Below are 13,310 nucleotides of genomic sequence, written 5' to 3'. Positions count from 1 at the left end.
AGCAGCGAATAAGCGGTGCCCCCTACCCCCCACCAGCGGCCTAACCCCTCGTGCCTGCCCGGCAGCCCCTATCTTTGCCCCTCTATGGCTGCTTTTCCTTTTTTCCTGCGCCTGCACCTGGTGGTGGTGCTGGTGTTTCTGCTGTTTTACCTGCTGAAAGCGGGGCTGCTGCTGGCGGGCCGCCTCGACACGCTGCGCGCTCTGCGGGCCCGCACCCGCATCGTGGACTCGGGCCTGGGCCTGCTGATTCTGGCCTCGGGTGGGGCGTTGCTGGCTACCCTGCCCGGGAGCGTGCCGGGCTGGGTGTGGGTGAAGCTGGGCCTGGTGCTGGTGCTGCTGCCCCTGGCTATTGCGGCCATGCGCCGCCAGCAGAAGCCGGGCGTGGTCCTGACGCTGCTGGGGTTTGTGTACGTGTACGGCGTATCGGAAACCGGCTCCCTGGCCCTGCAAAAGCCCGCCGTGCCAAACGGCGCAACCAGCACTACCTACGCCAGCAGCCCGGGCCTGGCCGAGGCCACGGCCACCCCGGAGGCCGCCGCCCCCGTTGACACGGCGGCCCACGCCGCCCCCGGCCTTTCCAACGCGGAGGCTGCTACCCTGGCCGCAGCCTCCGAAGTCTCCGAGCCAGCCGAGGCGCTGGTGGCCGGTAAAGTCCTGTTCGGGCAGCGCTGCGCCGTGTGCCACGGCCCCGACGGCAAGCTGGGCCTCAATGGCGCCCACGACCTGACCAAAAGCAACCTGAATACCGTTGGGCGCGTGTACATGGTAACCAACGGCCTGGGCAAGATGCCCGGCTTCGAAGACCAACTCACCGAAGAGCAGATCCGGCAGGTGGCGGAATACTCCCTTACCCTGCGCTAACCTTGCCCCTACCCGCGCCGCTCTCCCCGGCCCCTTACCTTTTCTAAAATATGGCCAAAGAATCTAAACGCCGCCAGAACAGCACCCGCCACCACGGCTCCTTCGATACCGTGAAGGGCCGGGCCGGCCGCATTCTGGCCCAGGGCAACAAAGACGCCACCTTCGAAACCGCCCCCGAGGCCGAAACCGCCGTGCTGGTGGCCGTGCCCGACAAGCGCCAGGCCGACGCCCGCACCCAGGAGTACCTCGATGAGCTGGCCTTCCTGGCCGAAACCGCCGGCGCCACCGTTACCAAACGCTTCGTGCAGCGCCTCGACAAGCCCGACATCCGCACGTTTGTGGGCGAGGGCAAGCTCGAAGAAATCAAGGCCTACGTGCAGCACTCCGGGGCCAGCATGGTCATCTTCGACGACGACCTTTCGCCTTCCCAGCTGCGCAATCTAGAGGCCGAGCTGAAGGTCAAAATCGTGGACCGCAGCCTGCTCATTATTGATATTTTCGCCAGCCGGGCGAAGTCGGCCACGGCCCGCACCCAGGTAGAGCTGGCCCAGTACCAGTACCTGCTGCCCCGCCTCACCGGCCTCTGGACTCACTTGGACAAGCAGCGCGGTGGTGGCGTAAGCCAACGCGGACCGGGGGAAACCGAAATCGAGACGGACCGGCGCGTGGTGCGGGAGCGAATAGACTTCCTGAAAGACCGCCTCAAGGAGCTGGACAAGCAAAGCCACACCCAGCGCAAAACCCGCACTGGCGTGGTGCGCGTGGCCCTGGTGGGCTACACCAACGTAGGCAAAAGCACCATCATGAACCTGCTGAGCCGGGCCGAGGTGTTTGCCGAAAACAAGCTCTTCGCCACCGTGGACTCCACCGTGCGCAAAGTAGTGCTCGACACCATGCCCTTCCTGCTCTCCGACACGGTAGGGTTTATCCGGAAGCTGCCCACCCGCCTGATTGAGAGCTTCAAGAGCACCCTCGATGAGATTCGGGAAGCTGATTTGCTGGTGCACGTAGTGGACATTTCCCACCCCACCTTCGAGGAGCAGATTGCGGTAGTAAACGAAACCCTCAAGGATATTGAGGCCGCCGACAAGCCCATGCTGCTGGTGTTCAACAAGATTGACCAGTACACCCAGGAGCCGGCCGTAGAGCACCACGGCGGCTTCGAGGAAATGAACACCGACGACGAGGATGGCCCGGCCCCCCGCCCCACCCTGGAGCAGCTGAAAGCAACCTACATGGCCAAGCTCCACGACCCGGTTATCTTTATTTCGGCGCAGGAGCGCGAGAATATTGATGAGCTGCGGGCCCTGCTCGTGCGCAACGTATCGGCGCTGTATCAGACGCGCTACCCCTCCGTACATCCCGTGCAGCCCGACGACCAGGAAGCCTAATGCGTTTCCCTGTGCGTGGCTTTTCAACGCCCGGCCCCTGTGGTCGGGCGTTTTTTTGTGCCGGGCGGGCACGTAGTCGGCGGCCAGCCCTACCCCGCTACGGTTCTGCTTTCCGGGTAGCTCATTCTGGGAAGTATCGGGCGACGGCAGCCATGGAGCGCCTGTTTGGCATGCCTAGAAAGTTGCAGATCTGGGCTTTACCATTAGGGCCACCACTTTGCACTTATCAGGGAAGCCGATTGAAAACGGGAAAACCGAGCTTTGTCAATCTTATACAGTTTCGTTAATAACCAGGCTATACATTGAAATATTTTCAATAATTTCGAAGCTTCGCTCCTTTTCTCACAACCACACGCCTGTTTTTCCGTTCTCTCTCCCACGCCCTTTTTCACCACAACCAAAACACAGTCTATGAAAAAAACCATTTACGCAATGGCCCTGGCCTGCCTTGGGCTGGGTGCCTCGCTTACGACCGAAGCCCAGACGGTGCGCCAGTGCGCCACCATGGAAAACCTGGCTGCTCAGCTGGCCGCCGACCCGGGCCTAGCCCAGCGCCTGGCTGGCATTGAGGGCCAGACTCAGGAGTTTGCCAGCCGGTCCCTGGCCCGGCGCGCCACAGCCGCCATTACCATTCCGGTAGTGGTGCACGTGCTGTACAACACCACAGCCCAGAACATTTCCGACGCCCAGATTCAGTCGCAGCTGGACGTGCTGAACGAGGACTTCAGCAAAACCAACGCCGACGTTAGCAAGACTCCGGCGGCCTTTGCCGGTCTGGCGGCTGACCCCAACCTGCAGTTCGTGCTGGCTAAGCGCACCCCCTCGGGCGCGGCTACCACCGGCATCGAGCGCAAATCGACCACCAAAACCAGCTGGGGCACCGATGATGCCATGAAGAAGGCCAGCACCGGTGGCCTCGACGCCTGGGACTCGGGCAAATACCTGAACCTATGGGTGTGCAACCTCTCGGGCGGGGTGCTGGGCTACGCGCAGTTTCCCGGCGGCCCGGCCAGCACCGACGGGGTAGTAATCCTGACCTCGGCGTTCGGGCGGGGCGGCTCCTCATCGGCGCCCTTCAACCTGGGCCGCACCGCCACCCACGAGGTAGGCCACTGGCTGAACCTGCGCCACATCTGGGGCGACGCCAGCTGCGGCAACGACCTGGTAGCGGACACGCCTACCCAGCAAACCAGCAACTACGGCTGCCCCTCCTTCCCGAAGGTGACCTGCACCAACGGCCCGAACGGCGACATGTTCATGAACTACATGGACTACGTGGATGATGCCTGCATGTACATGTTCTCCACCGGGCAATCGACCCGCATGAACGCTCTGTTTGCCACCGGCGGGGCTCGCGCCTCCCTGGTTTCCTCTAACGGCGCAACCGCCCCCGGCGGCACTACCCCTACCCCCACCACGCCCACCTACTGCGCCTCCAAGGGCAGCAGCACCTCGTACGAGTGGATAGACCTGGTGCAGCTGGGCTCTATCAATCGCACCTCCGGGGCTAACGCGGGCTACTACGATGGCACGGCCCTGGGCACTACGGTAACGGCCGGCAGCACGCAAACCATCAGCTATTCCGCCGGCTACGCTTCCTCGGCTTACACGGAGTACTGGAAGGTGTACATCGACTACAACCAGGACGGCGACTTCACGGACTCGGGCGAGCTGGTAGCCAGCCGCAGCAGTTCCTCGGCCAGCACCCTGACCAGCACGTTTACGGTGCCCGCTACGGCCCAAACCGGCAAAACCCGCCTACGCATCGTCATGAGTGACGCCTCGGCCACTACCAGCTGCAACAGCTACAGCTACGGCGAAACCGAAGACTACAGCCTCACGATTTCGGGCGGTACGGCCCGCCAGGCCGGCGAAACGGCCGAGGCAGCCGGCTACCGCATCTTCCCGAACCCGGCCTCCGATGTGCTTAACCTGGAAATTCCGGCGGCCATCAGCCCCGCTGCCGTGTCAGTGAAGGTGTTTGATGTGCGCGGGGCCGAAATGAAGCAGATAAGCTTCGATGGCAACCTGCTCAACATCGGGCAGCTGGCCCGGGGCGTGTACACCCTGCGCATTGCCGACGGGCAGCAGGTAACCCATCAGCGCTTCATTAAGCAATAGGCAACCTCTCCCCTCTGAGCTATGCGAAGGCCCACCCTACCCGGGTGGGCCTTTTTCGTGCGGGCCACCTGCGTGGTAAAGGCAAGTCACGCAGCCTGAGCGCGGCCCGCCCGTTGCCCACAGCCGACAAAAACAAAGCCGCTCCTGGTACCAGGAGCGGCTTTGTGCTTTACAGGGGGTAGGGTAGCTATTTCTGAAAGCGCTCCACCAGCAGGGCCGTGGTGCTCTGCACCTGCAACACGTACCAGCGGGCGGCCGGCAGCTGGGCCGCCGCTACCCGCAGGAAAGTGGTGGGCGCCTCAAGCCGGCGCTGCTCCTGCCATACCACCCGGCCGGTAGCATCGAGAATCCGCAGGGAAACCGGGCCGGCCACGGGCGTGCGCAGACGAATATTCAGCTCGGAGGTAACCGGGTTGGGGTACACCACCCCAAGTAGCGCGGCCCCATTGCGCACGGGCACCACCGGGCTGTAGGTATGGGTACCGTTGATATCTACCTGATGGAGGCGGTAGTAGGCTGTGCCCGCGAGCGGCTCAGTATCGGTGAAGCTGTAGCGGCGCGTGGTGGTGCTGGTGCCCGCAGCGGCTACCCGCCCAAGCGGCTCGAAGGAGCGGGCATCGGGGCTGCGCTCCACGGTAAAGTAGGCGCTGTTGCGCTCCGAGGAAGTTTCCCAGTTCACGGCCACGGCCTGCCCGCGCAGGGCGGCCCCAAAGTGCGCCAGCTCCACAGGCAGGGGTTGCAGCACTATCGGGGGGGTAGTAGCGCAGGCCGTGGAGGGGTCGTAGGTAATCTGGATGGCATTGCCCCGGGCCAGCAGCCCTACAGCATAGGAGTTCACCAGGCGGCCGTCGCCCTGGTTAGTGCCCCACTTGTGGCTGGTGGCCACGGTGTTGGTCCCGATGGGGTTGATGAGCGGAGCCGCAAAGTTGGGCGCCAGCAATGAGTCGTTCCAGAAGATATAGTCCTGGGCGCCCTGGTTGCCGGGGCGCACATCCTGCACCGAGATACCCGTGGTAGGTGCTTGCTCACAGTCCCAGATAGGAAAGTTTACGGGGCCGACCCCGCTGGAAAACGTTACGCTCAGGTTAGTCTGGCTCATGGGGTCGCCGCTGTCGGTTTTGCCGTCCCACTTAAAGGTGTTGTCGCCGATGACGGTGTTGTTTTCCAGCACCCGGTCCTTGGTCCGGTCGTACTGCCCGTTCTGGTCGCCGTCAATAAAGACCACGCCAAAACCAGCCTGATCTACTTTCAGGGTGAAGGTGGTGATGCCGTTAGCGCAGCTGGTGGTAACGGTAGGGTTGGCCGGCCGCGGGGAGGTAGGATAGATGATCGGGTCGGGATTATTGACAAAGAGCTTGTACTCGGCATAGCCCAGGTTGGTGCGCTGGCTTTTGCGCTTGGCCTTGAAGTTGCCCGCCGCCGTGGTACCGGCGCTGTTGGCCACCAGAATCACCCCGAACGGCTGAATACCAGCGTAGCTGACCCGCTTCACGAAGAAGCTGTTGTTGTTGAAGTTCGGGTTGGGGATGAGGGGGTAGAGAGCAAAGGAGGAAGACAGGGAGTTGGTGCCCCCAGCCGCCGTAAACGACCAGTGCTGGGAGTACAGCCGGCCCGACTTCTCCTCCACCGCGTCGCGTACCGTAAAGTCCCAGATATCGTACCACGACTTACGCTGGGTCACGCCCGCATCGTTGCCGTTGGGATCTACCTCCATAAATTCCACCCAGTAGTCGCGCGCCGGGGTGGTAGCGGCGGGGTTGAACACCAGGGGGTTGTAGCCGGCAATAGGGCCGCTGGCGCGGGCCTCGTAGCGCGGACCAACGGCAGCTTCCTCGGGCGAGTTAATCAGGCCGGCCTGGTCGGGTGCCAGGTTCACTACCCCCTGCGAGCCGGCGGCCTGGGCCGTGAGGAAGTAGGTGCCGGCCGTCTGGATGACGTTGTTGTTATCGAGGTATTTGACTTCCAGCCGCAGCCGGCCGTTATCCGCGTCGTTGGTACGGATGCGCCGCACCCCAAAATACAGCGTTTCGCCGGGCTCCATGTGAATGTACATGCGCTCCGTGGCAGGGCTGCCCTTCTTCAGAAACTGCGCCGAGTTGGCCTGGCTGCCGTTATCGTTGTGCTGCAGGTAGCCAATGTAATTGTTTACACCGGTGGCGGTACCGCGGTTGCCGGTGCCGGGCGTCAGGTTTTTGGAGCCCTCGGCCCGCGCCGCGCCGGCGCTCATAACGGTCAGAGCCGTGGTTAAACCAAGCAGCCGCAAACTCTGCCGCAGGAATTCAGTAAACTTCAATGTCATAAAAGAAAGGAGTGCAGGAAGTTGGAAGACACTTGCTTTCCCATTTTGATTATAGAGACCCAAAATGGCGCACAAGTTTAGAAACTCCTGTACTCATAACCTACTGATTCTTACACTCCAGCCTTTCGCGCACGGTTGAGCTACTCTGCTGCCAGCCTTTCCGGGCTCTGAGGGCCGGACCGTACGAGGTGGGGTTGCGGCCCGCCGGCCGGCACTCACCATAACCTTTTCCAAACGCCACAGTAAAGAGGCCTGCCACCTGACTCCCTACCCCTTATGAAGACGTTGTATCTGATGCGTCATGCCAAATCGAGCTGGAGCTTCGACGACTTAACCGACAAGGAGCGCCCGCTCAACGACCGGGGCCGCGACGATGCGCCGGCTATGGGCCAGGCCCTGGCCAAGCGCCAGATTCAGCTGAATCTGCTGGTAACCTCCCCGGCGGTGCGGGCCCTGAGCACGGCCGCCTTGGTGGCCCGTGAGCTGGACTACCCCCCCGAGCGGGTGGAGGTGGTAGAGCCCATTTACGAGGCCACCGTGCCCGACCTGCTGGCTGTGGTGCGCCAGCTGCCCGACCCCGCCGACTCGGTGCTACTGGTGGGCCACAACCCTACCATCACGGAGTTTGCCAACATCCTCTCCCCCAGCAGCATCCCCGACATGCCCACGGCCGCCATTGTGTGCCTGAAATTCAACTGCGCCCGCTGGGCCGAAATTGACCGGGCCAACGCCGAGTACTACTTCTACGATCATCCGAAAAATAAATAGGGTCTGTAAGGGACTTGGGGGATTAGAGACTTGGCTGATGTTTTGCTGAATAATGATTGAGCGTCATCCAAGTGCCTAAGCCCCCAAGCTCCTGACTACCATACTGCCATGTCCGAAACTACACAGGCGCAGCCCCGGCTGCTGAACCGGGAACTGAGCTGGCTCGCCTTTAACTGCCGGGTGCTGCAGGAAGCCCAAAACCCCGAGGTGCCTTTGCTGGAGCGCATTAAGTTTCTGGCCATTTTCAGCAGCAACCTCGATGAGTACTTCAAGGTGCGCGTAGCTACCCTGCGCCGCCTGGTGAAGCTCAAGAAAAAAACTCGCGCCAAGCTGGGCGAAGACCCCGTAGCCCAGCTTCAGGACCTGCTGCGGGAGGTAGGCCGCCAGCAGGAAGCCTTCGGCGAAACCTTCCGCAACGACATCCTGCCCGCCCTGAAGGCCCAGCATATTCACCTGGTTTCAGAGCGTGACCTCACGGCCGAGCAGCGCGCCTGGGTGCAGGCCTACTTCCGGGAGCAGGTGCAGGATTTGCTTTCGCCCATCATCCTCGATGACAACCTGCACCATCTTTTCCTGCGCGACCAGAGCGTGTACCTCACCTTCCTGCTGACCCAGCCCGAAAACCGCAAAAAGCAGGATGAGGAGCGGGTAGTGGTGATGGAGCTGCCCACCAAGCGCCACGGCAGCCGCTTTGTGGAGCTGCCAGCCCAGGGCGAGGACAAGTACGTGATGTTTCTCGATGACGTAATCCGGTGCTGCGCCCAGGAGCTGTTCCCGAAGTACCAGAAAGTGCAGGTGCACGCCATTAAACTCTCCCGCGACGCCGAACTGGACATTCAGGAAGAAGTATCGGGTAACATGCTGGCTAAAATCAAGAGCAGCCTGCAGAAGCGCGAAACCGGCTACCCCGCCCGCCTGCTCTACGACCCCGCCATGCCCCAGGAGGTGCTGCGGGCCGTGATGCAGAAAACCGGCATCGGCAAGGACGAGCTGGTGGAAGGCAGCCGATACCACAACTTCCGCGACTTCTTCGGGTTCCCGGACTTCGGGCTGGCCCAGCTCCAGTACGAGCCCATGCCGGCCCTGCCCCACCCTACCCTGCCCCGCACCGGCAAGATGCTGCCCGCCATTGCCGAGCGCGACCATCTACTGCACCTGCCCTACCAGTCTTTCGACTACGTAACGCGCCTGATTAATGAGGCCGGCCAGGACCCGCAGGTCAGCAGCATCAGCATCACGCTGTACCGGGTGGCTGGCAAAAGCGAAGTAGCCAAAGCCCTGCTGAAGGCCGCCAAAAACGGCAAGCAAGTAACAGTGGTAGTTGAGCTGAAGGCCCGCTTTGATGAGGAAAGCAACATGTTCTGGGCTGAAAAGCTGCAGAAAGCCGGCGCCAACGTTATTTATGGCATCCCCGATCTGAAGGTGCACAGCAAGCTGCTGCTCATCACCCGCTCCGAGGACAACCAGAACCGCCTCTACGCCTACCTGAGCACGGGCAACTTCAACGAGAAAACCAGTGAGGTGTACGCCGACCACGGCCTGTTCACGAGCAACCCCGACATCACGCGGGAGGTGGTGGAGGTGTTCCGCTACTTCCATGACCGCCAGGACAAGACCGGCCTGTTTCAGCACCTGCTGGTGGCACCCTTCGAGCTGCGGGAGAAGCTCAACGCCCTCATCGACCACGAAATAGAGTTGGCTCGCCAGGGCCAAGACGCCTACATCATCCTGAAGCTGAACGCCCTGCAGGATGAGCGCATGATTCTGAAGCTCTACGAGGCCAGCCAGGCCGGCGTACGGGTAGAGCTCCTGATCCGGGGCATTTCGTGCCTGATTCCGGAGCTGCCGGGCCAGAGCGAGAACATCCGGCAGCGTGGCATGGTCGATAGGTTTCTGGAGCACGCCCGGGTGTACGTGTTCGGCAATGGCGGCGAGGAAAAAGTGTACGTGGCTTCCTCCGACTGGATGGCCCGCAACCTCGACCGGCGCGTGGAGGTGGCCTTCCCGATTCTGCAGCCCGATTTGCGGGCCGAGGTGCGCCACCTGCTGGACCTGCAGCGCCACGACAACGTGAAGGCCCGCGACTTCCACAACCACTTCATCGGCCCCGATGGCGACGACACGGAGGCTGCCCGCATCCGCTCCCAGTTCGATACCTATGCCTACCTGAAAAGCCTCTGCAAACCCGGCAAGAAGCGCAAGTAAGCTCCACTGGCCCGGCATTCTGCCTCTAACTAAAAGCCTCTGCCCCACCGGCAGGGGCTTTTTTGATGGGCCCGGGGCGCCACACGGCCGGGGCTACCACAGCAGCATCCTAGCATTGCCTTCATCATCAGGTAATACGTGCCCGGCAACTTTGTAGTGCAGGGCGCGTAGGCCAAACATTACGCCTGTATTGCCTGTTTCATAATCTTAACTGGTTTTATTTGGGCAATACGGCATGATTTTCTCTGCTTTTGCTGCTTCACCCTTTTGACTTCACTTCCATGAACTATACATCTTCGGGTACGCTGGCGTCGGTTCGGGGCGCTACGGCTAACCACCACGAGTTGAAGGTATGGCCGGCTTGCTTTGCCGCCGTGGTGGCGGGCACCAAATCCTTCGACGTGCGGCTCAACGACCGGAATTTCGAGGTAGGCGACGCCCTGCTGTTGCGCGAGTACGAGCCGGAAAGCGAGCAGTACAGCGGCCGTACCACCGAGCGGTGGGTCAGCTACCTGCTGCAGGGCGGCTCCTTCGGTGTTGAAGCAGGCTGGTGCGTGCTGGGCCTCTCCGAGCACCCACCCCTGCCGGCTGGCATCAGCAACACCAAGCTATGGTAGTGCCGCCTCCAGGGTGGGTAGTACCCCGCTGAGCCCTTGCCCCTGGTAAGGGCTTTTTGCTTACTGTCCGCATTGCTTAGTGGCTCAGCCAGCCCGGCAAAACCACGGCCGTACGGGGGCGTATGGATTTAGAGTATCTATATCCCTCATTCTCAACCCAAAACCCTGCATGGAAACTATTCAAGCCAAAGGCTACGGCGCCTCCAACTCCATCTTCAATGGCCTCTCGGAAATGAAGTTTGAGCGGCACGCTCCTAAAGAAGATGAGGTGCACATTGAGGTACTGTACTGCGGCGTCTGCCACTCCGATCTGCACCAGGTAAAAAACGACTGGAAAAATACGATTTACCCCTGCGTACCCGGCCACGAGGTAATTGGGCGGGTGGTGCGCGCAGGCAGCGCCGTTACTAAGTTTCAGGTCGGTGATGTGGTGGGCGTAGGCTGCATGATTGACTCGTGCGGCGCCTGCGCCCCCTGCCGGGAAAAGGAGGAAAACTACTGCGAGGGCCCCGTTAGCTGGACGGCTACCTACAACGGCTATATGAAGCCCGATGGCAGCGGCTACAACACCTACGGCGGCTACTCCACGGATATTGTGGTGAAGGAATCGTTCGTGCTGCGCATTCCGGAGGCCCTCGATATCAAGGCCGTGGCGCCTATTCTGTGCGCCGGCGTAACTACTTACGCCCCGCTGAAGCACTGGAAAATCGGGCCCGGCCACAAGGTGGGGGTAGTAGGCCTGGGCGGCCTGGGCCACATGGCTGTGCAGCTGGCCGCCGCGCTGGGCGCCGAAGTAACGGTTATTACCTCCTCAGAAGAGAAGCAGGGCGATGCCGCCAAGCTGGGCGCCCGCCACGTCATCCTATCCACCGATAAAAAAGCTGTGGAGCAGCACGAGCTGACCCTGGACTTTATCCTGAGCACCATCCCCGACAGCTACGACATCAACGACTACGTGAACCTGCTGCGCCGCGATGGCACGATTGTCACGGTGGGCCTGCTGGGCGAGTACAAGAAGCCCCTCAACAACATGGACGTGGCCATGCACCGCCGTTCCGTGGCGGGTTCCATCATCGGGAGCATTCAGGAAACCCAGGAAGTGCTGGACTTCTGCGCCCAGCACCACATTCTGCCCGAGGTAGAAATGATTCCCATCCAGGACATCAACAAGGCCTTCGATAAGATGCAGGACGAAGAGGTGCACTACCGCTACGTCATCGATATGCAGTCGTTGAAAGAGCCGGCCTAGGGCACTATGTTCTTCTAGCACAAAGGCCCCGGCGCTCATCAGCGTCGGGGCCTTGGCGTTTGGGCCGGGCCGGGGGATAGGGCACTAGGCTGCCTGGGCCTGCATCTGGTGCAGCCACTCCTCGGCAGAGGCCACATCATCGAACACCTGCAGGTGCAGCTGGCCCTCCAGCAGGGTACGGCCCATGCTGGCGGCCTCGTCGAGCAGGTCGTGGGGTTGGGCTACGTGGGCTACGTAGCGCAGCCCCATGTGCAGGGCCCGGGGCAGCCATACCGTGCGCAGCCACTCCACCGAGTCGAACCAGGGGCCGGAAAGCTGGCTGTTATCGTTCAGCAAATACGGGCACCGCACATTTTGCAGGGCCTGCAGGTAGCGGGCCGCGCCGTTGTAGGCTTCGCGAGGCTCTACGTGGCCCAGCCAGGTGGCGCGCAGCCAGCCGTTGGCTTCATCGTAGTCCAGGGTACAGCTGCTGCCGTCGCGTAGGTCTGTGTGCTTAGAAATCTGCATAGAAACTGAGATGGAGAGGGAAAGAAGGCACTTAACGTAAGCGGGTTGGCAGAAGGTTACTACTGTTCAGGCCGCTTTGGCGGTATTACAATGAAGCCCCCAACCCGCACCTCCGTTGGAGTGGGTTGGGGGCTTCAGGGCGCTATATCCGGGCGCGGCCCGGGCGCCTACTTGTTTACGGTTTTCTTCAGGAACTTGCGCGGAGGCACGATAAACAGCTCAAAGGAGGCATACGGGGCACCGGCCAGCTTGCTGTCGATGATTTTGATGCGGTTGTCGTTGGTCCGGTCGAAGGCGTCGAAGGCGTAGTTGTAGCGGTAGCCGCCCTCCAGCCCAAACCACAGGAAATCGTAGATTTCCCGCTCCCAGCGGCCCCGGAATTTCACCTCGGTTTCGCGCAGCTCCAGGGTGCGCAGGTCAATAGCTCCTTCGCGGCGCAGGGGCTGCCGCAGCTTAATAATGTAGTTGAGGCCGTCCACGGAGTAGCCCGCGAAGAACAGGGACCGGGGCGAGGCGTTGTAGCGGGCCGTTACGCGGGCCGGGAACAGGGCCTCCACGCCCCAGCGGTTATTGAAGGTGCGGTTGTAGAGCACGGCCGGGTAAATGCTCTGCCGCCCGAAGGTGTAGCCCAGCTGCACCCCTACCCCCCACGAGAAGGTAGGGCTCCGCTTCCAGCCGTACAGAAATTCCGACGACACGCGCAGGTAGTCGCGCACGCTCAGCTCCGAGGAGGTATAGTCGCCGCTGAGCTCCCCCTTCACCCGGAAGATGTACCAGTTCACCTCGTTTACCGGCCGGATGACGGCCAGCTGGGCGCCCAGGGTTTTCAGGCCTTTGTTTTCGATGTTGTCGTAGAGCTCGTAGCGGGTCGGGAACTCCCGGAATTTGAATTCCTCCCGCTCGTAGTTCACGCCCAGAATCAGCTTCAGGTGCGGACGATTGAGCATCGGGATATAGCCCTTGATGACGAGCCGGGCGTTTTTGGTAGCCTGCGAGTTATAGTCCTGCAGGCCCACCACTTTCCCATCGGAGGCCACATTGAAGCGCGGCATCCGCTCGTAGTGAAACACCAGGCCCTTGCTGGGGCCCATACCCACCACGGAGGGGGTAGCAAATTCCTGGGTGTTGGCTGCGGCGGTACTGTCGCCGAGGGGCGGGGCCGGCGGCGGGTACACGGGGGGCGTGGTGGGCGTAATCTGGGCCTGAGCCGACGCGGCGCACAGCACCGCCGCCGAAGCCGCCAGCGGCCGCAGCATCCTCAACGTCTTCGAAGCGGAAACAAGAATCATACG

Annotated in this window: 10 protein-coding genes; 7 read left to right on the top strand and 3 right to left on the bottom strand. The window is 61.7% G+C overall.

Annotated elements, in window-relative coordinates; genetic code table 11:
- Positions 1-84 precede the first annotated feature (84 nt).
- The 3 genes from FGZ14_RS17445 (at position 85) to FGZ14_RS17435 (ending at position 4,373) form a co-directional block, all read left to right on the top strand.
- Complete coding sequence (locus FGZ14_RS17445) at positions 85-861, top strand: cytochrome c (protein WP_139925469.1); 777 nt, start codon at positions 85-87, stop codon at positions 859-861.
- 50 nt (positions 862-911) lie between these two features.
- Positions 912-2,252, top strand: a complete 1,341-nt coding sequence (hflX, locus tag FGZ14_RS17440) for a GTPase HflX (protein WP_139925468.1) — start codon at positions 912-914, stop codon at positions 2,250-2,252.
- A 411-nt stretch (positions 2,253-2,663) separates the two neighbouring features.
- A complete protein-coding gene (locus FGZ14_RS17435; protein WP_139925467.1) occupies positions 2,664-4,373 on the top strand; it encodes a GEVED domain-containing protein in 1,710 nt (569 codons plus the stop codon).
- Between the two features lie 187 nt (positions 4,374-4,560).
- Here FGZ14_RS17435 and FGZ14_RS17430 read toward each other — a convergent pair whose 3' ends face one another.
- Complete coding sequence (locus tag FGZ14_RS17430) at positions 4,561-6,666, bottom strand: T9SS type A sorting domain-containing protein (protein ID WP_139925466.1); 2,106 nt, start codon at positions 6,664-6,666, stop codon at positions 4,561-4,563.
- Between the two features lie 282 nt (positions 6,667-6,948).
- On the opposite strand from FGZ14_RS17430, the gene FGZ14_RS17425 reads away from it, so the two are divergent.
- The 4 genes from FGZ14_RS17425 (at position 6,949) to FGZ14_RS17410 (ending at position 11,511) form a co-directional block, all read left to right on the top strand.
- Positions 6,949-7,440 (top strand): histidine phosphatase family protein, encoded by a 492-nt coding sequence (locus FGZ14_RS17425; protein ID WP_139925465.1) that lies wholly within the window; start codon positions 6,949-6,951, stop codon positions 7,438-7,440.
- A gap of 108 nt (positions 7,441-7,548) precedes the next feature.
- Positions 7,549-9,645 carry a polyphosphate kinase 1 gene (ppk1, locus tag FGZ14_RS17420; RefSeq protein ID WP_139925464.1) on the top strand — a complete coding sequence of 699 codons (2,097 nt, stop codon included), beginning with the start codon at positions 7,549-7,551 and terminating at the stop codon, positions 9,643-9,645.
- Between the two features lie 281 nt (positions 9,646-9,926).
- Positions 9,927-10,262, top strand: a complete 336-nt coding sequence (locus FGZ14_RS17415) for an ASCH/PUA domain-containing protein (protein ID WP_139925463.1) — start codon at positions 9,927-9,929, stop codon at positions 10,260-10,262.
- A gap of 169 nt (positions 10,263-10,431) precedes the next feature.
- Positions 10,432-11,511 (top strand): NAD(P)-dependent alcohol dehydrogenase, encoded by a 1,080-nt coding sequence (locus tag FGZ14_RS17410; protein WP_139925462.1) that lies wholly within the window; start codon positions 10,432-10,434, stop codon positions 11,509-11,511.
- Between the two features lie 84 nt (positions 11,512-11,595).
- Here the strand turns inward: FGZ14_RS17410 and FGZ14_RS17405 are convergent, their stop codons facing one another.
- A complete protein-coding gene (locus FGZ14_RS17405; protein ID WP_139925461.1) occupies positions 11,596-12,018 on the bottom strand; it encodes a hypothetical protein in 423 nt (140 codons plus the stop codon).
- Positions 12,019-12,185: 167 nt separating this feature from the next.
- Positions 12,186-13,307 carry a DUF6268 family outer membrane beta-barrel protein gene (locus FGZ14_RS17400; protein ID WP_139925460.1) on the bottom strand — a complete coding sequence of 374 codons (1,122 nt, stop codon included), beginning with the start codon at positions 13,305-13,307 and terminating at the stop codon, positions 12,186-12,188.
- Positions 13,308-13,310: the final 3 nt, after the last annotated feature.

This window comes from Hymenobacter sp. DG01, from assembly GCF_006352025.1.
In the GTDB taxonomy this organism is placed as follows: domain Bacteria; phylum Bacteroidota; class Bacteroidia; order Cytophagales; family Hymenobacteraceae; genus Hymenobacter.
Note: the sequence above shows the minus strand (reverse complement) of the source record. Positions and strands in the feature narration are given on the sequence as shown.